The organism is Amycolatopsis sp. NPDC051372, from assembly GCF_040682095.1.
Lineage (GTDB): Bacteria > Actinomycetota > Actinomycetes > Mycobacteriales > Pseudonocardiaceae > Amycolatopsis.
Genome location: NZ_JBFBAF010000012.1, coordinates 120,884 through 140,631, shown reverse-complemented (window position 1 = coordinate 140,631; position 19,748 = coordinate 120,884). Strand labels below are relative to the sequence as shown.

At 71.6% G+C, this 19,748-nt stretch carries 17 protein-coding genes; 8 read left to right on the top strand and 9 right to left on the bottom strand.

Annotated features, from left to right (window positions below; translation table 11 throughout):
* Nucleotides 1-2: 2 nt before the first annotated feature.
* From AB0M56_RS19910 to AB0M56_RS19895, 4 genes are all read left to right on the top strand, one after another.
* Nucleotides 3-2,447, top strand: a complete 2,445-nt coding sequence (locus AB0M56_RS19910) for an FAD-dependent oxidoreductase (RefSeq protein WP_364178043.1) — start codon at nt 3-5, stop codon at nt 2,445-2,447.
* Nucleotides 2,448-2,472: 25 nt separating this feature from the next.
* Nucleotides 2,473-2,931 carry a hypothetical protein gene (locus AB0M56_RS19905; RefSeq protein WP_364178040.1) on the top strand — a complete coding sequence of 153 codons (459 nt, stop codon included), beginning with the start codon at nt 2,473-2,475 and terminating at the stop codon, nt 2,929-2,931.
* A 58-nt stretch (nt 2,932-2,989) separates the two neighbouring features.
* On the top strand, nt 2,990-3,826 hold the full coding sequence (locus AB0M56_RS19900) for an oxidoreductase (RefSeq protein ID WP_364178037.1): 837 nt from the start codon (nt 2,990-2,992) through the stop codon (nt 3,824-3,826).
* Between the two features lie 331 nt (nt 3,827-4,157).
* Nucleotides 4,158-5,162 (top strand): alcohol dehydrogenase catalytic domain-containing protein, encoded by a 1,005-nt coding sequence (locus tag AB0M56_RS19895; RefSeq protein WP_364178034.1) that lies wholly within the window; start codon nt 4,158-4,160, stop codon nt 5,160-5,162.
* A gap of 46 nt (nt 5,163-5,208) precedes the next feature.
* On the opposite strand, the gene AB0M56_RS19890 is transcribed toward AB0M56_RS19895, so the two are convergent.
* The 6 genes from AB0M56_RS19890 to AB0M56_RS19865 form a co-directional block, all read right to left on the bottom strand.
* Complete coding sequence (locus AB0M56_RS19890) at nt 5,209-6,645, bottom strand: glycoside hydrolase family 3 protein (RefSeq protein ID WP_364178032.1); 1,437 nt, start codon at nt 6,643-6,645, stop codon at nt 5,209-5,211.
* A gap of 3 nt (nt 6,646-6,648) precedes the next feature.
* A complete protein-coding gene (locus tag AB0M56_RS19885; protein ID WP_364178029.1) occupies nt 6,649-7,479 on the bottom strand; it encodes a carbohydrate ABC transporter permease in 831 nt (276 codons plus the stop codon).
* Nucleotides 7,476-8,462, bottom strand: a complete 987-nt coding sequence (locus AB0M56_RS19880) for a sugar ABC transporter permease (RefSeq protein ID WP_364178026.1) — start codon at nt 8,460-8,462, stop codon at nt 7,476-7,478. The genes AB0M56_RS19885 and AB0M56_RS19880 overlap by 4 nt, the downstream gene beginning before the upstream one ends.
* The gene (locus AB0M56_RS19875; protein ID WP_354880127.1) at nt 8,459-9,751 is read right to left on the bottom strand and encodes a sugar ABC transporter substrate-binding protein; all 1,293 of its coding nucleotides are present in this window, start codon (nt 9,749-9,751) and stop codon (nt 8,459-8,461) included. Before AB0M56_RS19875 ends, AB0M56_RS19880 begins: the two co-directional genes overlap by 4 nt.
* Nucleotides 9,752-10,363: 612 nt before the next feature.
* Nucleotides 10,364-11,140: a hypothetical protein gene (locus tag AB0M56_RS19870; protein ID WP_220240548.1), complete on the bottom strand. Its 777-nt coding sequence runs from the start codon at nt 11,138-11,140 to the stop codon at nt 10,364-10,366.
* Between the two features lie 114 nt (nt 11,141-11,254).
* Nucleotides 11,255-12,187, bottom strand: coding sequence for a MurR/RpiR family transcriptional regulator (locus AB0M56_RS19865; protein ID WP_220240549.1), 933 nt, complete (start codon nt 12,185-12,187; stop codon nt 11,255-11,257).
* Nucleotides 12,188-12,368: 181 nt separating this feature from the next.
* Between AB0M56_RS19865 and AB0M56_RS19860 the strand changes: the two genes are divergently transcribed.
* Both AB0M56_RS19860 and AB0M56_RS19855 read left to right on the top strand, forming a co-directional pair.
* On the top strand, nt 12,369-13,493 hold the full coding sequence (locus AB0M56_RS19860) for an alpha/beta fold hydrolase (RefSeq protein ID WP_364178021.1): 1,125 nt from the start codon (nt 12,369-12,371) through the stop codon (nt 13,491-13,493).
* A 51-nt stretch (nt 13,494-13,544) separates the two neighbouring features.
* Nucleotides 13,545-13,910 (top strand): YrdB family protein, encoded by a 366-nt coding sequence (locus AB0M56_RS19855; protein ID WP_364178018.1) that lies wholly within the window; start codon nt 13,545-13,547, stop codon nt 13,908-13,910.
* 23 nt (nt 13,911-13,933) lie between these two features.
* Here the strand turns inward: AB0M56_RS19855 and AB0M56_RS19850 are convergent, their stop codons facing one another.
* Nucleotides 13,934-14,686, bottom strand: a complete 753-nt coding sequence (locus AB0M56_RS19850; protein WP_364178015.1) for an FHA domain-containing protein — start codon at nt 14,684-14,686, stop codon at nt 13,934-13,936.
* 55 nt (nt 14,687-14,741) lie between these two features.
* Here AB0M56_RS19850 and AB0M56_RS19845 point away from each other — a divergent pair, with 55 nt between their 5' ends.
* Nucleotides 14,742-15,227 (top strand): hypothetical protein, encoded by a 486-nt coding sequence (locus AB0M56_RS19845; RefSeq protein ID WP_364178012.1) that lies wholly within the window; start codon nt 14,742-14,744, stop codon nt 15,225-15,227.
* Nucleotides 15,228-15,237: 10 nt separating this feature from the next.
* Here AB0M56_RS19845 and AB0M56_RS19840 read toward each other — a convergent pair whose 3' ends face one another.
* Nucleotides 15,238-17,472 (bottom strand): serine/threonine-protein kinase, encoded by a 2,235-nt coding sequence (locus AB0M56_RS19840; protein WP_364178009.1) that lies wholly within the window; start codon nt 17,470-17,472, stop codon nt 15,238-15,240.
* A gap of 124 nt (nt 17,473-17,596) precedes the next feature.
* Here AB0M56_RS19840 and AB0M56_RS19835 point away from each other — a divergent pair, with 124 nt between their 5' ends.
* Entirely contained in the window at nt 17,597-19,243 is a 1,647-nt protein-coding gene (locus AB0M56_RS19835) for an acyl-CoA synthetase (protein ID WP_364178006.1), read from the top strand.
* Here AB0M56_RS19835 and AB0M56_RS19830 read toward each other — a convergent pair.
* Nucleotides 19,219-19,719 (bottom strand): MarR family transcriptional regulator, encoded by a 501-nt coding sequence (locus tag AB0M56_RS19830; protein ID WP_364178003.1) that lies wholly within the window; start codon nt 19,717-19,719, stop codon nt 19,219-19,221. The two genes, AB0M56_RS19835 and AB0M56_RS19830, sit on opposite strands and share 25 nt — an antisense overlap.
* Between the last annotated feature and the right edge of the window lie 29 nt (nt 19,720-19,748).

Here is a 19,748-nt window from a genome sequence, read left to right as displayed (position 1 = left end):
TCATGACCCGAGTCGTGATCATCGGCGCCGGAATCGTGGGCGCCAACCTTGCCGACGAGCTCACCGCCCGCGGCTGGACCGACGTCACCGTGCTGGACCAGGGGCCGCTGCCACTGACCGGCGGCTCCACCTCGCACGCACCCGGTCTCGTGTTCCAGACCAACCCGTCGAAGACGATGACCGAGTTCGCGCGCTATACCGTCGAGAAGTTCAGCGGCCTGGAGGTCGACGGACTGCCGTGCTTCAACCAGGTCGGCGGCATGGAGGTGGCGAGCACGCCCGCGCGGTGGCAGGACCTGCACCGCAAGCACGGCTGGGCCACGTCGTGGGGCGTCGAGGCGCATCTCATCGACGTCGACGAGTGCGTGCGGCGCTGGCCACTGCTCGACGGCTCGCGGATCCACGGCGCGCTGTACGTGCCGACCGACGGGCTGGCGAAGGCGTCGCGCGCGGTCGTCGCGCTGGCCCGCCGCGCCGAATCGCGGGGCGCGCGGTTCGTGGGTTCGACGAAGGTGACCGGGCTGAAGCAGGCCGGCGGCCGGGTGACCGGCGTCGAGACGGACCAGGGTGAGTTCCGTGCGGACCTCGTGGTCTCGTGCGCCGGGTTCTGGGGGCGCGAACTCGGTGCGCTGGCGGGAATGTCCGTGCCGCTGCTGCCGCTCGCGCACCAGTACGCGAAGACGGGTCAGGTCGCAGAGCTGGTGGGGCGTAACACGGAGACGAGCGAGGCGAGCCTGCCGATCCTGCGCCACCAGGACCAGGACCTGTACTTCCGCGAGCACACGGACCGCCTCGGCATCGGCTCGTACGCCCATCGGCCGATGCCCGTCGAACCCACCGGCGTGGACGGCGAGGTGACGGAGTCGTCGATGCCCTCGATGCTGCCGTTCACCGACGAGGACTTCGCCCCTTCGTGGGAGGAGAGCAAACTGCTTCTGCCCGCGCTCGGCCGGACGAAGGTCGAGGAGGGGTTCAACGGCATCTTCTCCTTCACTCCCGACGGTGGGTCGCTGGTCGGGGAGTCGGAGCACGTGCGCGGGTTCTGGATCGCCGAGGCGGTGTGGGTGACCCATTCGGCCGGCATCGCGAAGGCCGTGGCGGAGTTGCTCGTGCACGGTCGTTCGGAGACCGATCTGCACGAGGTGGACGTGCACCGGTTCGAGGAGGTGCAGCTCGCGCCGGAGTACGTGAGCGAGACGTCGCAGCAGAACTTCGTGGAGATCTACGACGTGCTGCACCCGCTACAGCCCAAGCTTTCGCCGCGCGACCTGCGGGTGAGCCCGTTCAACGTCCGGCAGCGCGAGCTGGGCGCGGTGTTCCTGGAGACGGGCGGCTGGGAACGGCCGCACTGGTTCGAGGCCAACGCCCCGCTGGTGAAACGCCTGCCGCATGAGTACCTACCGCCGGCGCGCGACGCGTGGGCGGGGCAGTTCCACTCGTCGATCGTGGCGGCGGAGGCGTGGCACACGCGCAACGGGGTGGCGCTCTACGACATGACGCCGCTCAAGCGCGTGGAGGTGAGCGGGCCGGGTGCGCTGGAGTTCCTGCAGGGGCTGACGACGAACCAGCTCGACAAGTCCGTGGGTTCGGTGACCTACACGCTCATGCTCGACGATGCCGGTGGCGTGCGCAGTGATGTCACGGTGGCGCGGCTGGAGCCTTCGGTGTTCCAGGTCGGGATCAACGGGAACATCGATGTCGCGTACCTGAACGCGCTGGTGCCCGACGGGGTGCGGGTCCGGGACATCACCGGGGGTACCTGCTGCATCGGCGTGTGGGGACCGCTCGCGCGTGACCTGGTGCAGCCGTTGTCGGCGGAGGACTTCTCGCACGCGGGGCTCAAGTACTTCCGGGCGCGCTCGGCGCGGATCGCGGGGGTGCCGGTGACGGCGATGCGACTGTCCTATGTGGGCGAGCTCGGCTGGGAGATCTACACGTCGGCGGACAACGGCCTGCGGCTGTGGGACGCGTTGTGGGCGGCGGGACGGAAACTCGGCGTGATCGCGGCCGGGCGGGCGGCGTTCAACAGCTTGCGGCTGGAGAAGGGCTACCGGCTGTGGGGCACGGACATGACCACCGAGCACGATCCGTACGAGGCCGGGGTCGGGTTCGCCGTTCGCCCGGCGAAAGGTCCGTTCGCGGGGCGGGAGGCGATCGAGGGCCGTTCGGAGGAGACGGCCGCGCGGCGGTTGCGGTGCCTGACCGTGGACGACGGGCGGACGGTGGTGCTGGGCAAGGAACCGGTGTTCGTTGCCGGCGCTGCTTCGGGTTACGTGACCAGCGCGGCCTACGGCTACACGGTCGGGCGGCCGATCGCCTACGCGTGGCTGCCGGGGACCGTCGGCATCGGCGACGCAGTGGAGATCGAGTACTTCGGGCGGCGGGTCGCGGCGACGGTGGCCGCGGAGCCTCTGGTCGACCCGGGAATGGAACGCATTCGGCGCTGAGAGGGGTTTCATGCGGGATCAGATCATGAGCGAGTTCCTGAAGTCGTTGGCGACGCCGCCGGTGGGGTCCGCGGTACCGGTCGGCGGGACCGTCGCGGCGCTCGCGTTGGCTCAGGCCGCGGCGCTGTTGGCGCGCACCGGCGACGGCGCGGACGGTGGCTGGATGCACGGGCTGCGGCTGGCCGAGCAGGACGCGTTCGCGGTGCGGACGTCGGACCTCGACGCTTGGCGGCCTTCCTCGGATGTGATCACCTCGGCGGCCTCCTTGCTGGCCGTGGCCGAACGGCGGCTGGCCGAGGGCGCGGCGCCGCTCGACGTGGCGGCCGCGGCGGAGGCGGTGCGTTCGGCCGTGGTGATCGCGTGGGTGGCGATCGAGAGCCGCACGGGTCCGGTGCCGGCGCTGGGGGTGGACGAACTCGTCTCGCGGGCGGAGCGGATCACGGCGGCGGTGCGAAGTGGTCTAACTAACCAACTGGTTGGTTGACGAAGCTGCGGGATCGGTGTCTGATGGAGAGGTAGGCACGAACTCCCGGAAGGCACTCATGTCCAAGACCTGGCTCATCACCGGCAGCTCCCGCGGCTTCGGGCGGGAGCTGGCGAAAGCAGTCCTCGACCACGGCGACCGGCTCGTCGCGACCGCTCGCAAGCCCGAACAGCTCGACGACCTCGTCGCCCGGTACGGCGACCGCGTGCGCGCCCTCGCCCTCGACGTCACCGACCCGGCGGCCGCCCGCGCGGCCGTGCAGGCGGCGGTGGACGCGTTCGGCTCGCTCGACGTCGTGGTGAACAACGCCGGCTACGCCAACTCCGCACCCATCGAAGAAATGCCCGACGACGACTTCCGCGCCCAGGTGGACGCGAACTTCTACGGCGTCGTCAACGTCACCAAGGCCGCCCTGCCGATCGTGCGCGCCCAGCGCTCGGGGCACCTCGTGCAGTTCTCGTCGGTCGGCGGCCGCGTCGGCGGCTCGCCCGGAATGGGCGCTTATCAGGCCGCGAAGTTCGCGGTCGAGGGTTTCTCCGAGGTGCTGGCCAACGAGGTCGCGCCCTTCGGCGTCAAGGTCCTCATCATCGAGCCCGGCCCGTTCCGCACCGACTGGGCCGGCGCGTCCATGCGCGTCGACCCAGTGACCCCCGATTACGACGAGACGGTCGGCGCGATGAACCGCCGCCGCACCGACTCCGCCACCTGGCCCGGCGACCCCGCCCGGGCCGCCAAGATCATCGTCGACGTCGTCGACCACGCCGACCCGCCCCGGCGCCTCCTGCTGGGCGCCGGCGCGGTGGAACTGGCCGCACGGTCTTCGGCGGAACGCGCGGCTGAGGCCGAGAAGTGGGCGGACGTGAGCCGCTCGGCGGACTTCCCTCCGGGCGAGTGACACAGGGGGCCCCGACCCGCTGTGCCGTAACGCGCCGCGCTCGGCTCGCCCGGCGCCGCTGCTGGGTACCGGTGCGGTGGAGCTGGCGGCGCGGTCTTCCGCCGAACCCGCCGGCCGCTGGTGGACTTCCCCCCGGAGGAGTGACTGCACTGACCGCCGCGCCGGCTGCCGTCGGCCTTGGGTCCCGTTCTTCGGCGGAACGCGCGGCCGAGGCCGTGAGCGGCTCGGCGGACTTCCCTCCGGGGGAGTGATTCCGTCCCTTCGAAGGCCCCGCGGTGCCGGCGCGGAGCACTAGCATCGGTCGCATGAGTCGACGTGCTGGGCCGAACCGGTGAGGGCCTTCGTCGTCACCGGGCCCGGCGAGGCCGGGGTGGCCGAGGTGCCGGAGCCGGTCGCGGTGATGGGCGAGGTCGTGGTGGCCGTGGAGCGCGCCGGGGTGTGCGGCACGGACTTCGAGTTCTTCACCGGCGAGATGCACTACCTCGGCGACGGCCAGGCGCGCTACCCGATGCGAATCGGGCACGAATGGTGCGGCACCGTGGTCGAGACGGGTGAGGGCGTGCATCCCGCGTGGGTGGGACGGCGGGTCGTCGGCGACACGATGCTCGGGTGCGGGCACTGCCGGCGGTGCCGCAACGGCCACCAGCACGTGTGCGCGGACCGGCAAGAGGTCGGGATCCGCGGCGGGCGGGCCGGGGCGCTGGCGGAGAAGATCGCGGTACCGGTGACGTCGCTGCACGAGCTGCCCCCGCACCTCGACGCGACGGCGGGCGCGCTGGTCGAGCCGGGCGGGAACGCGCTGCGGGCGGCGCAAGCCGCGTTGGGCGAGAAGGACGGGATGCGCGTCGCGGTCTACGGGCCGGGCACGATCGGGCTGCTCACGGCGATGTTTCTGCGTGCGGCCGGCGCCGAGGTCCACTTGATCGGCGCCACGGCCGGCTCGATCGCCTTCGCGCGTGAGCTGGGGTTCTCCGCGGCCGCGGAGCCGCCCGCGCCGCCGGTGGACGCGGTCGTGGACGCCACCAGCGACCCGGCCGTCCCGGCGGCCACGCTGGAGCTGGTGGAGCCGTCGGGCCGGATCGTCTACATCGGACTCGCCGGAGAACCGAGCGGTATCGACACTCGGCAGCTGGCCCTCAAGGACGTGACGGCCGTCGGGATCCTCAGCGCGTCGCCCGGGCTCGAGGCAGCCATCGACCGCTACGCCGACGGGGATGTCGACCCGCGCCCGATCGTCGCGGCGACGGTCGGCCTCCACGAGGTCGCCGACGTCTTCGCCGGACGCCGCCCGCCGGGAGCGGGACCGAAGATCCTCGTCGATCCGAACCGGATGTGAAGGCCGGTCCGTGGCCCGGGTCGGGGGACCGCGCCCACGGACGGGGTCAGGCGAGATACTCCGCGGCCGCGCGCAGGCTGACGTACGAGCCGCTGAACGTGTCGATCCGCGGCCCCGTGGTCGACGGCCCGGGCACACCCGTCTCGACGCGGATGTAGCCCACATCGGACAGTTCCGCGAGGAATCCGAGCACCGCCGGATGCCGGTGTGCCTCGCGCGTCACCACGACCACGCTCGCGAACTCCCGAGCCCGGGCCCGCACGGCAGCTGCGTCGGCAGGGGACACGGTCATCGCGACAGTTCCTGGCACCAGCGAGGTCAGATGCGGGCCCAGGCCCCACGGCATCGGCCCGGCGGCGATCGTCGGGTCGGTGGTCACGTCGACGACCAGCGGTGCACCCGCCGGCCGCGGCGAGCCCTGGATCCGCAGGGCCGCGCGAGCCGCCGCGAGGCCCAGCGCGTAGTCGACCGGCTGCAGCTCGGCGGGCGTCGGCGAGGTGCCCAGCGCCGCCGTCCGGGCGGCCGCGTCCGCGAGCCGTTCCGCGGACAGCGTCCCGTCCGAAACCGCGGCCACGATCGCCGAGGTGATGGCGTCCAACGTGTCCGCCTCGAACGCGGCCCCGCCGATGCACAACGCGTCCGCGCCCGCGGCCAGCGCGCGGACGGCCGCGCTGCCGAGCCCGTCATGCCGGCCGTAGGAGCCGGAGACCGCGCCCATCTCCAGCGCGTCCGTGATCACCGCGCCGTCGAAGCCCAGTTCACCACGCAGCACCTCGGTGAGCGCGACCCGGTTCAAAGTCGCCGGTTCGTCGCCCCACGCTCGCACCACGAGGTGGCCCGACATGATCGACCGCACACCCGCCGAGATCGCCGCGGCGAACGGCACGAGCTCGATCTCCCGCAGTTCTTCGACCGTCCGCGGCAGCACAGGCAGCGAAACGTGCGAATCCTCCGTCGCCGCACCGTGGCCGGGGAAATGCTTCGCACACGCGGCCACGCCGTACTTCTGCAGTCCCGTCACGAATGCCGCGACGTGCGGCGACGCCTTCGCCGGGTCCGACCCGAACGCGCGCACCCCGATGATCGGGTCCTGCGCCGCGAGCGTGAGGTCCGCGCACGGCGCCAGGTTCACCGTCACGCCGCACGCGGCCAGCCGCTCGCCGAGCGCCGCCGCGACCGCCGTGGTGAGCTCCGGGTCGTCGGCCGCACCCAGCGCGAGCGGGCCGGGCACGAACGAGCCGGTGTTCACGCCGAGGCGGGTGACGTCGCCGCCCTCCTCGTCGATGCCGACCACCACGTCGTCGCGTTCGGCCCGCAGCGCCGTGGTCAACGCCGCCACCTGCTCGTCGTCGACCACGTTGCGCCCGAACAGGATCACGCCGCCGAGGCCCTCGCCCAGGCGCCGCCGCAACCAGTCCGGCGCCGTCGTGCCCGCGAAACCGGGCAGGAGCACCGCTTCCGCCCAAGCCCGAGGATCAGTCATCGCTCACCCCTTCACCGCGCCGGCGGTCAGGCCGGACACCAGCTTGCGCTGCACGATCAGGAAGAAGATCAGCGCCGGCACCGCGTACACCGCCGAAGCCGCCATGATCGCACCCCAGTCGACCGAGAACGCGGTCCTGAACGACGAGAGCCACACCGGCAGCGTCTGCTTGTTCGGGTCGTGGATGAACACCAGCGCGAACAGGAACTCGTTCCACGCGGTGATGAAGCTGAACACCGACGTGGTCACCAGCCCGGGCCCGAGCAGCGGCAGCGTCACGCGGCGGAACGCGCCCGCGCGGCTGCAGCCGTCGATCATCGCCGACTCTTCGAGGTCGTACGGAATGCCGTTGATGAAGCCGTAGAGCATCCAGACGGTGAAGGGCAGCGACGTCGCGAAGTACACCAGCAGCAGCGAAGGCAACGTGTCGAGCAGCCCGATGTCACGCATCAGCAGGTACATCGGGATGAACAGCGCCGAGAGCGGTGCCAGCTGCGCGACGAGGATCAGCAACAGGAACCCCTTGCGCCCGCGAAAGCGGAACCGCGCGAGCGGGATCGCCGCCAGCACGCCGACCACCAGGGCCGCGATCACGGCGCCGAGGGTGACGATGAGGCTGTTGCTCAGGTACGTCACGAACCCGGGCTTGGTGAGCGCGGAGACGAAGTTCTGCAGCGTCGCAGACGAGGGGAACAGGTCGTACTTCGGCGAGAGCACCTCGCCCGGGGTCTTCAGCGACGTGGTGAACATCCAGTACGTCGGGAAGAAGAACGCCAGCGCGATGAGCACGCCGACCACCGACAGTGTGATCCGCTGGGGCAGGGACTTCTTCACGCGAGCTCACCGTCCTTCGAGCGCACCAGCAACTGCACGTAGCGCGCGGTGACCAGCAGCAGGATCACCAGCATGATCGTGGCGATGGCCGCGGCCGAGCCGAAATGGCTGCCCGCGATGCCCTTGAGGTACTGCAGGATCGCGAGCGTCGTGCTCGCGCCGTCGGGCCCGCCCTGGCGGATGGCCCAGATCTGGCCGAACATGTTGAAGTCCCACAGCACCGACAGGAACGTGACCATCGTCAGGATCGGGCGGATCGCGGGCCAGCTGACCGCGCGGAACGTCTGCCACGGCCCGGCGCCGTCGATGCCGGCGGCTTCGTACTGCTCGCGCGGCACGCCGATCAGGCCCGCGTAGAGCGTGAATGCCACGAACGGCGCGGCCTGCCACAGCACCAGCAGCCCGACGACGGTCATCGTGCTCACCCCGGTGGAGAACCACGAGTAGCCGATGAACGAGTGGAACCCCAGGCGGTCCAGCGTCTTGTTCAGGATCCCGTACTGCTGGTCGAAGATCCACTGGAATACCGTGGTCGTCGCGATCACCGGCACGGCCCAGGCGAGCACCAGCGAGATCTGCAGGAGGATCCGGACCACCGGGTTGAGGTGGCGCATGAGCACCGCGATGACCAGCGCGACCAGCAGCGTGGCGGCCACCAGCAGGGCGGTGAACACGACGGTCCGGACGGCGACCGCCCAGAAGTCCGGGTCGGTCAGCTCCTCGGTGTAGTTGTCGAACCCGACCCACACGGCCTTGCCGGTCACGAGCTCGTGCAGGTCGAGCTTGCGCAGGCTGATGCCGAGCATCTGGATCGTCGGCCAGCCGAGCAGCACCAGCACGGCGACGAGGGCGGGCAGGAGCAGCAGGTAGGGCGTGGCCCGCTCGCCGAACCCACCCCGGCGCCGCGGTTTCGCGGGAGTGACGCGCGCCGATGCCGGCGGGGTGGCCCCCGCCGGCATCGGCACGTCTTTGGTGGCGGTCATCCGCCGATGATCTTGTCGAGGGCGGCGTTGGCGTCAGCCGTGGCCTGGTCGATCGACTTCTTCCCGGTCAGGTACGCCGTCAGCATGTCCTTCAGCGGATTCTGGCCCGACTCGACCTCGCCCCACTTCGGGCTGGTGGGCACCGCGCGGCCGTTCTTCGAGGCCTTCGCCATCACGCCGCCGAGCGGGTCCTTGTCCAGCGCGCTGGTGTCGGTCGAGGTGCCCGGCACGTAGCCGGCGGCGGCCATCTGGCTCATGTACTTGGTGCTGGTGAGCAGCTTCAGGTACTCCTTGGCGAGGTCCGCGTGCTTGCTGTTGAGCGGGATCACCAGGTTCGAGCCGCCGAGGAACACCGGGGCCGTCTGGCCGGCGGTCTTGCTCGGGATCGGGAACGCGCCGGTCTTGTCGGTGATGCTCGGGTCGGTCTTCGCGGCCGTGGCGACCTCGCCCGGCGTGCCGATGAACATCGCGACCTTGCCGCCGCCATAGATGCCGGCCTGCTGCGGCGTGGCCTCGTCATTGTCCTTCGGCGCGGTGGTGCCGGAGGCGTCCACGAGCTGCTTGTAGAACTCGAGACCCGCCTTCGCGCCGGCCGAGTCGAGCGTCGACTTGAAGCCCTTGCCGTCGGCCTGGGCGACGTCGCCGCCGTTGTCCCAGATGAACGACAGCAGGGTGTACCAGTACTGACCCGGCAGGTAGAGGGGCTGGAAGTCCTTGTCGCTGCCGAACTTCGCCTTCAGCTTGGCGATGTCGTCGAGCCACTCCGCGTTCGAGGTCGGCGGTGCGGTGATACCGGCTTGGGCGAACATGTCCTTGCGGTAGAGGACCTCGCGGTTGGCGGCGTAGAACGGCACGCCGTAGGTCTTGCCCTCGAATTCGCCCGAGGCCTTGAGCCCGGTCAGCCACTGCGCGCCGTTGAAGCTGTTGACGTCGGCGGAGAGGTCGGTGAGCACCTCGTCGGAGGCGAACGCCGGGGTCTGGGTGTTGCCGACCTCGATCACGTCGGGCGGGGTGTCACTCGCGAGCGCGGTGGTCAGCTTCTGCTGGATGCCGTTCCACGGCTGGATCTGGTAGTTGACCTTGACCCCGGCGTGGGCCGCCTCGAACTCCTTGTTGAGGGCGCCCGTGAGGCTGTCCGGCGCGGAGCCGTCCATCAGCCAGACCGTGAGCGTGCCACCGTCCGAACCACCCGAGCCGGACGCGGTGTCACCGCCGCCCGAACCGGCACACCCGGCTGTCGCGAGGGTGAGGGCGGCGGCACCCGCCGCCAGTTTGAGCCAGCGCTTCACTTGTCTGTCCTTTCGGTGTCCGGCCCCCAGGCCGGTCGAGTGACAAATGGTGTAGACCAATGTTGAGAGAGTGGTCCGGACCACAGCTGGTGTCAAGCCGGTTGCCAAGACGTTGTAAACGCGACGGGGAGTCTGACGCTGCGTGTGCGGCCGGTTACCGGCGCGCGGCGCAAAAGTGCAGGTGGCGCACCGGAAAACCTTTACCGGGCAGGGTTTGTCTCGCCGTGGCGGTTGTTCGTGAAGACCTCGCCGGGGCGAGGGACGCGGACAGAAACTGTCCGCGAGACGGGGCGCGACCCGGTCCAGTGGTACGGGCTGGTCCGCATGGAGGGTGGACGGCGCGAAATCGGTGAGGTTCGGACAACCTCGAGTGTGGACATCGCCCACGCGAGCGTACGGAAGCCCGCGATCGAGATCCGGCTGGGCGCGTCCCGTTGTCCGGGACACCGCGAAAACGAGTGCTGCTCAAGGGGTTGACACACGAAAGGGCCCCGCCCGGCGAGTGCCGGGCGGGGCCGTGGTGCGCTCCCCGAGCGGATCAGGGTCGACCGTTCGGCCGTTGACCGAGCGGTGCTGGATCGTGCGGTGCCGGATCGTCGAGTACCGGACCGGTCAGTGGTTGACCTTGAACCACGGCTGCGACCAGCCGAGGTAGGTCTGGCCCCACGAGCTCTTGATCTCCGAGATCGTGGTCTGGGTGTAGCTGCCCGCGCCGTGGATGTCGTTCGACAGGAACTGGCCGCCGCCGATCGAGATCATGGTGTGGCCCGCGCCGCCGTTGGAGAAGAAGGCGAGCCCGCCGGCCGGCACGTTCTGGTCGCCGGCGTGCTTGTACTGCGCGGGGATCTGGGTCCAGTGCACGTACGCGGTCTCGGAACCGCTGGCGGAGAACCCGTAGTTCTGGGCGTTGATGCGGTCGCACCAGCCGTCGTAGGAGGCGACGTTGTTGGTGTGCACGCGGGTCTTGGCGTAGGCCACGGCCTGCGCGCAGGTCTTCGCGTCACCGAGCCCGGTGGTGGAGCAGGTGCTCTGCGGCGGCGTCGGGACGCCGGTGCAGTCCGGGGCGATGCGGCCGTCGGAACCGGTGTAGACGTAGGTGTCGGTGATGTAGCCGCCCTTGGCGGCGACATGGTCCCAGATGTTGCTGGTGCCGTACTTGCCGGTCACGGTGTCGCCGGTGGTCTGGCAGTCGATGACCACGGCGGTGCCGTCGGCGATGGTGCCGACGGAGCTCGCGCCGGTGCCGGGCGCCGAACGCACGGTGAGCGGCGCGCCGGAGTCGGTGTGCACGGTGCCGTTGGCGTCGGCGGCCAGTGCCGGCGCGATGCCCGACAGCGTCAGCGCCGCGGCGAACGCGACCAGGCCCAGTGTGCGTTTCGCGATTCTCATCCTCGGTCCTCCTGATCCCCGGTGGGTGTGGGAACCAGGTTCGCCCGAGCCGATACACGCGCCGTACAAATGCGTTCGCGACGGCCGTGAACCCCGGACAATCCGGGCGCGCGGTCAGCCCTTGCGGGGGTGGCCCGACTTGCGCCGCGGCACGTAGTCGCGGCTGTCGCCCTGGATCAGCCGCGAGCGCAACGTGGTGAGCAGCTCCGAGGTCTGGTTGGCGTGGTCCTCGTCGCGCGAGGCCAGCCCGAGCAGCAGCGCGTCCGCCAGCACCTCGGCGCTGAGCATCTCGCCGGTGAAGTTGCTGGGGGAGTGCGTGGCCTGCAGAGCCACGGCCACGCGGTCGCCGAAGACGGGTGCGAGCGAGTCGGTGATCAGCAGCGTGTGGGCGCCGACCTCACGCGTGCGGTCGAGGAGCACCTCGATGTCGCCGAGCAGCCGGCTCGGCAGGAACAGCACCACGACGTCGCCCTCGCCGAGGCCGAGCAGGTCGTCGGCGAGGCGGAAGCCGGTGGCGCCGCTGGCACGGGCGCGGCGGCCCATCCGGCCCAGGCGCAGCGCGACGTACCCGGCGAGGAAACTCGACGGGCCGATGCCGAAGGCCAGCACCTCGCGCGCGCCGGCCAGCAGGTCCACGGCCTTCTCGAAGTCCTCCTCCGAAATGAGGCGCCAGGTCTCGGCCAGCCGCTCCGTCGCCTCGGTGAACACGCGCGCGAGCACGGTCGTGGGCTCGCCGGTGGGCTCGCCGATCTGGCGATGGCGCAGCTCGATCGACGGGCTGGTCTCGGTGACCACCTGCCGGGCGAGGTGCTGGCGCATGTCGGCCAGGCCGCTGTAGCCGAGCGTCTTGGCGGTGCGGACCACGGTGGCGTCGCTCGTGCCCGTGGCCGAGCCGATCTGCTCGGCGGTGGCGAAGATCGCCTCGCGTGCGTGGTGGCGCAGGTACTCGGCGACGGCGCGCTCGGCCCGCGACATCCCGGCGAGGCGGCCGGTGATCCGCTCGGTGAGCGAATCGCCGCCGTCGGCGGGGGTGGCGTCGTCGGGCATCGGATCACTCTCCTGTCGGCTCGCCTGCATCGTAGTGGTCCGCGGTGCCGTCGTGTGCGGGACCACAGTGGACGGTGTGGCGCGCGCCTGTGATCCGCGGCGCGGGTTGCCCTCCGGGAACGCGGTGGCTAGGGTTCAAGTTAGTCAGTTTTAGTGACTAATTCGACCCGAGGAGCTGACGATGTCGGTGATCGAGCTGACGACCTTCACGGTCCGTTCCGACCGGACGCGGGCGATGCTGGACGCCCGCCCCGGCATGGTGGAGGCCTTCCGCCGGGACCGGCGCGGGTTCGTGTCGGCACGCCTGGTGCGGGTGTCGGAGGACACCTGGCTGGACTTCGTCGAGTGGACCGACGACACGGCCTGGGACGCCTCGCGCGCGAAGGGTGCGAACCAGCCGGAGATCGCCGCGTTCTTCGCGACGCTCGATACTTTGGTGCGCTCCGAACGGGGCGTGCGCTATGACGACCCGGCGGGCGCGAGGGTCCGGACCATTGCCTATGGGCCTTCGCCGTCGCAGGTGGGGGAGCTGTACCTGCCTGAGGGAGCCGGGCCGTTCCCGGTGGTGGTGCTCGCCCACGGCGGGTTCTGGACGGCGCTGTACGACCGCCGCCAGATGACCCGTCTCGCCGACGACCTCCTCGCACGCGGATACGCGGTGTGGAACGTCGAGTACCGCCGCCTGGGCGAACCCGGCGGCGGCTGGCCGGGCACGTTCACCGACTTCGCCGCGGCAGTGGACGCCGTCGCCACCCTCGACCCCGCGCTCGACGTCTCGCGTGTCGTCCTCGTCGGCCACTCCACCGGCGGCCAGCTCTCCGCCTGGGCCGCCGGTCGCTCGGACCTGCCCGCCGGCGCACCGGGCGCAGACCCGAAGGTCACGCCCGGCGCTGTCGTGTCGCTCGCCGGCGTCCTGGACCTGCGCGGGGCGGCCCACGCCCGCCTCGGCCGCGAACTGGCCGACCCTGATCTGCCGGCCCCGGCCGGCGCCCCCGTCGAAGCGGATCCCGCGTACGTGCCGGCCGTCGCCGCACTCGCCGGCGACGGCCTGGTCCCGGCCCTCCTCGGCGGTACCCCGGCCACCGCCCCGGACCGCTACGCCCTCGCCACCCCGGCCGACACCGGCGTCCCCCTGCTGGTCGTGCACGGCGACGCGGACGAGATCATCCCGGCGGCCCAGGCGCGCAGCCCGTACGCCCAGGAGACGGTAAACGTCACGGGCGGCGGCCACTTCGAGGTGATCGACCCGGCGAACCCGTCGTGGGCGCGCGTGGTGGCGTGGCTGGAGGCGAAACTGGCCGGCTGATCGCAGGGGAGCTCGGCCGGGTGACCGGGGCCGGTCGCTACGCTGCCGGGCATGACCACCACTCGTCCGGCCTTGCGGGGGTTGCCCGGGTTCGTGCTCGTCATGCGGTTCTGCACGGAGCTGGCCCTGCTGGCGGGCCAGGCGGTCGCCGGGGCGCGGCTGGGTGGGGGTGTGCTGCTGGACGTCGTCGGCGGGGTGCTGTGGCCGGTGCTGGCCGGGGCGATCTGGGCGCTCGTCGTGGCCCCCAAGGCACCACGGCGGGCACCGGAGCCGACGCGGTTCATCCTGGAGTTCGCGTTGTTCGCGGCGGCGGCCGTGGCGCTGGCGGCGTCCGGCCTGCTGATCACCGGGATCGTGCTCGCTGTGGTCGGCGTGGCGACGGCGGTCGCGGTGCGGGTCTTCGCCAAGGACTCCTAGCCGGAAGCCCGGGTCGTGCCGCCTCAGTCGAGCCGGTCCAGGACGTCCAGATCGGCGCGGGTCAGCGAGTTCGTGGTGATCGCCAGCTCCGTCAGCAGGTTGTGGTTGAGCGAGTTCCCGATCGGCTCCGGCACCTCCGTGCGCTTGAGGCCGCGCACGCCCTGACCCGAGAGCCGCTCGCGCACGGCCGCGATCACGCGGTCGACCTTCCGCACGTCCCACTCGCCGTCCGGCTCCAGCGCGCCCATGATCTCGGCGACGTGGCCGCGGCTCATGGGCTGCGGCTGGACCTCCCGCCGAAGGTACTGCTGGCCGAGCACCGTGAGCACGAGCCGCTGGGCGGCGGTGAGGTCCCACTGCCGGCCGGGCAGCGTCGGGCCGGTGACGGGCATCGGCCGGTTGTGGTCGGGCGCGTTCACGCGGACCTCGAGCGGGTGCTTGCGCCCGCCCGAGCCGACCACGAGCAGCGTGGTGAAGCCCGCGGGCAGCGGCTCGGGCTCGTCGTCGGAGTGCAGCAGCCGCGTGGGAGAGAACTCGATCGGCGTGTGGCCGGAGTTGCTCAGCAGCCACCAGCCCCGCCGGTACGTCAGCGCGCCGTGCTCCCGGCTCACGCGCGGGTCGTCCTCGCCCACCTTGACACCGTCCGGCCCGGGCCGGCGCCCGAACGGCAGCCGGGCGTACTCGGCGGGCAGCACGACGGCCGTGCCCGCCAGGCCGCGGACCACGACGGCGCCTGGTGTCTCGGACGCGGGGTCGTCAGCGGGGAAGGAGGTCACCTCGGGTCCTCTCGAATCGGGGACCGGTCCCGTGGCAGGCCGGTACGGTGCGCGCATGGATCTTCGCACCACTGCCCGGGCGGCCGCCGCCCCCGTGGCCGCCGCGGCTCTGCTCGCCGCTCTCTCCGCGTGCGGGAGCGACGCCGCCCCCGTGGCACCGGCGCCGTCGGTGTCCGCGCCCACCTCTTCCTCTTCGGTCGCTCCGCCCTCGACATCGGTGCCCGACCGCGAGCCGCACACCCTCGTGCTCAACGCGACGGGCGAGGGCAAGCTGACGCAGATCAAGTACACGCTCGACGGCGAGACGAAGCAGACCGGCGCGGTGACCCTGCCGTGGCGCCAGTCGCTCACCGTGCCGGCCGACGGCAAACCGCACCAGTGGACGCTCGAGATCTCCTACGCGGGCGGCACCAAGGGCACCGTCGACATGTTCTCGATCGTCGACGGCAAGGAGAGCATCCACACGGGTGCGGGCAGCGCGGGTTCGCCCGGTTCGCACATCAGTGGCAGCGCGTCCGTCGGCGGGACCGTGCAGGGCTGAGGACCCGCGCTCACACCGGTCCGGCGTCGTGGGTCCACCAGTCGATCAGCGCGAACGGATCGTTGCCGCGGTGGGCGATCGTCTCGATGGTCGTCGCGTCGTCCGTCCACTTGAGCACGCGCTCGCCGCCGGGGTCCTCGGTCGCGCAGGAGAGCCGGCCCGTGCGCCCGCCGCGGGAGTACGGCCGGTCGCCCGAGAAGTCCTTCGGCAGGCTCGTGCACGCGGCGTCGCTGTCGCCGGTGCTGTTGAACACCTGCCGCATCGTCGCGGCGTCGGGCAGCTGGTAGTAGACCACCAGCCCGGCGCCGCTCGTCCGTCCACACGCGACAGCGGCGACCGCGGTCACCGCACCGAGGTCCTGCCACTTCTGATCCGCGGACGGGCGCACGCAGTTGAGCCGCGACTGCTGCGGCACGTGCTGCAGCAGCGCGCGCTCGGCGTCGGTCGGGAACGCCGGCGTGGCGTGGGAGTTCACCTCGCTCACGATCCGGCTCAGCGGCGCGAGGTGCCACTGCGCCCACCACCCGCCGACGGCGTCGGGCGAGGAACCCGTGACGTGGCCGATCATCGAGAACGCCTCGAGGCTCCAGTCCATCGCGACCGTGCCCTCGGGACCCGGGTGGCACAGCACCTGTCCGAGGTCCACGCTGAGCCAGTCGAACCGCGTCGTGCCGAGGAAAGCGCCGCCCGGGCACCCGCTCCCGCTGGGCGCCTTGGCCGCGCCGACGAGACCGGTGAACGCCGAGCGCAGCGCCGCTACGCCGGCGAACCGGAAGTACGAAACCTGACGCGCGCCCGTGCCCTGCGGTGTGCAGGTGATCCCCGCGACGGCACCGGCATACGCGTCGAGGTCCGCGGGTGTCGCGCGCCGGCACGCGGAGCCGGCGGCGACGTCGAGCACGACCTTTTCGTCCGCGGTGGGGAACGCGGCCGGCGCCCAGCCCGTCCAGCCGGCCCACGCCTTGCGCAGCGCGGCGTCGTCGGGTGCTTCGGCCCGCGTGACGGTGCGGGCCTTCTCGTCGGTCCAGACCACAGTGGCCGTGCCGTCGCGGTCCTGGCACAGCACGCGGCCGCGCGCGGGTCCGGTCGCGGGGTACCGGTGCTCGCCGCCCGTCGCGGTGGCGCAGTCGCCTTGGTTCGCGTCGACGCCCGCACGCGTGAGGGCCTCGGCGTACGCGGCGGTCATCTGCTGCGGGGTGGCGTAGAGCGCCGTCGTCGCCGCCTGCCCGGACGCGTCGTGGCACGTCACCGTGGCGGTCGCGCCCGCCGCGGGCTGGTTCGCCGCGGCGCAGCCGTCGCGCAGAGCGGTGGGTACGCGGGCCAGCGTCGAGTCCGCGGTGCCCGGCGAACCGCCGGTGGTGAACCACAGTACGAGCGACGCCACCACCACGAGCGCGGCGGCCGGGATGCCCACCACCTGCCACCGGCGCTTGCGGCGCCCGGCCCGTTCGGCCGCCTCGGTGGTGGCCACGAAGTCGTCGAGGAGTTCCGCGCACGTGCGGTGCCGCTTGGCCGGATCGCGGTCGAGGGCCCGGCGCAGCGCGGCGACGCCGGGGTGCGCGAAGTCGGCGTGGTGGTGCGGGGGACTGCCGGAGAGGCATTCGTAGAGCACGCACGCCAGCGCGTACACGTCGGCAGCCGCTCCGACCGGCCGGCCCTCGCGTTGCTCCGGGGCCGCGTAGTTCATCGTGCCGAGGAACCCGCCGGTCGCGGTGAGCCGCGTCAGGTCGAGGTTGCGTGCGATACCGAAATCGCACAGGTACACGCCACCGGTCGCGTCTTCGAGCAGGATGTTGCCCGGCTTCACGTCGCGGTGCACCAGGTTGCGGGCGTGCGCGGCGTCCAGCGCCGCGCCGACCCCGCGCCCGATCGCCACCGTCTGCTCGAACGACAGCACGCCGCGGCGGTGGATCAGCCGCGCGAGGTTCGTGCCGAGCACGAACTGCATCGCGAGGTACCCGAGGTGCCCGTCGGCGGAGAACCCGGCATCGTAGGACGCGACGATGTGCGGGTGGTCCAGGGCCAGCGCGATGCTCGTCTCACGCTCGAAGCGCCGGCGGAACCCCGGCTCCGCCATGAACTCCGGCCCGACGACCTTGAACGCGACCGGCCGCTGCGCCACGAGGTCGTAGGCCTCGAAGACCTCGCTCATGTTCGTTTTGGCGAGCTGGCGCAGCAGCCGGTAACGGGGCAGCCGGCCGGTGATGTCCGGCCGGTCGAGCGTCGGTGCTTCCGTCTCGTCCACTTCTTCGTCCCCCGAGGTGCGCCGACGGAGCTTAACCGGTGGCGCGCGAGTACCGCTCGGCCTGGCAGGTCGCGGCCGCGCGCCAGGGTTGCGTGCCGCGCGGCGGTGGATGAAACTCCGGACCATGCCGAGCCCGTTCAGCGCCGAAACCGGCGAAGCGATCCAGCACGCGCGTCAGCACTCCGTCGGTGACCTGCTGCGGCGCACGGCCGCGCGGTACCCGGGCAAGCTCGCCGTTGTCGACGGCGAGCGGCGGCTGAGCTTCGCGGAGTTCGACGCGGCCGTGAACCGCTGCGCCCACCGCCTCGCCGAGCGCGGTCTCGTCAAAGGCGACCGGCTTGCGCTGTTGAGCCACAACTGCCTGCAGTACGTCGTGCTGGCGTTCGCGACAGCCCGGCTCGGCGTGGTGCTCGTGCCCGTCAACTTCATGCTCGGCGCCGACGAGATCGCCTACATCCTCGGCCACGCCGGGGTGTCCGGGCTGATCACGGAAGACGCGCTGCTGGCCACCGGCGCCGCGGCGCTGGAGCGCGCCGGCCTCGGCGACGGGGTGCGTGGCCGGATCGGCGGCACCGCCGAGGACTGGGAGGACTGGGAGGATGCGGACGCCTGGATCGACGGCCCGGGCGACGAGACCGACCCCGGCGTGGCCGTCACCGACGACGACCCGCTGCGGCTGATGTACACCTCCGGGACCGAGTCGCGGCCGAAGGGCGTGCTGCTCTCGAGCCGTTCGCTGATCGCGCAGTACGTGTCGTGCGTGATCGACGGCGGCATGAGCGCGGACGACGTCGAGGTCCACTCCCTGCCGCTCTACCACTGCGCGCAGCTCGACTGCTTCTTCTCCGTGGACGTCTACCTCGGCGCCACCAGCGTGATCCTGCCCGGCCCGGACCCGGCCGCGCTGCTGGCGGCCGTCGAGCGCGAGCGCGCCACGAAGCTGTTCGCGCCGCCGACGGTGTGGATCTCGCTGCTGCGCCACCCGGCGTTCGACACCACCGATCTGTCCAGCCTGCGCAAGGGTTACTACGGCGCTTCGGCGATGCCGGTCGAGGTTCTGCGCGAGCTGGCCCGGCGGCTGCCCGACGTCGAGTTCTGGAACTTCTACGGCCAGACCGAGATGGCGCCGCTGGCCACGATCCTGCGCCCGCACGAGCAGCTGCCGAAGGCCGGTTCGGCGGGCCGGGCTTCGCTCAACGTCGAGACACGCATCGTCGACGAGGACGGCCGCGCGCTGCCGCCGGGGGAGATCGGCGAGATCGTGCACCGCAGCCCGCACGCGACGCTCGGCTACTACGAGGACGAGGAGAAGACGGCCGCCGCGTTCGCCGGCGGCTGGTTCCACTCCGGTGACCTCGGCGTGCTCGACGACGAGGGCTACCTGTCCGTGGTGGACCGCAAGAAGGACATGATCAAGACCGGCGGTGAGAACGTCGCGAGCCGCGAGGTGGAGGAAGCCCTCTACCGCCTGGACGGCGTCGCCGAGGTCGCCGTGTTCGGCGTCGCGCACCCGCGCTGGATCGAGGCGGTGACGGCGGCCGTCGTCCCGCGCGAGGGCGTGGAGCTGACCGCCGAGGCCGTGCTCGCCCACGCGCGCGAGCACCTGGCCGGCTACAAGTGCCCGAAATACGTGGTCTTCACCGACACGTTGCCGAAGAACCCGAGCGGGAAGATCGTGAAGCGCACCCTGCGCGACACCCACGCGGACCTCGCCTCGGGGGAGCAAGGCACTCAGTTGTCGGGTACTCAGTCGCCTGGTGCTGTCAGGTAGCGCTGGGCGACGGCCTTGTTGTAGCGGCTCAGCAGCGAGCCGAACGAGCGCAGATCCTCTTCGCTCCAGTCCCCGAGCAGCTCCGCGGACGCGTTGCGGCGGCGCGACTGCGTCACGCGCATGCGGTGACGGCCCTCCTCGGTCGGTGTGAGGATGCTGCGCCGGCGGTCGGCCGCCGACGGGCTGCGCTCGACGAGCCCTTTGCCGAGCAGCACCGAACCTTGCCTGCCGACGGTGGACGGGTCTAGACCGAGTGCCCCGGCGAGCGTTCCGACGTCCGCCGAGCCCAGTTCGTCCAAAGTGCGCAGCAGCAGGTACTCCGCTTGGTCCAGTTCGGCGTAAGCGTCGGTGCGCCGACGCAGCAGTTCGAAGTTGCGCACGAGCACCGCCGTGGCCAGTTCGAGCACGTCGAGTGTGTCGCCGGTCTCGGCGAGCCGATCCGCGAGCTTCGAGGCTGCGAAAGTCGGTTCGATCACTCGGACTCCAAACCCCTGTATGACACCGG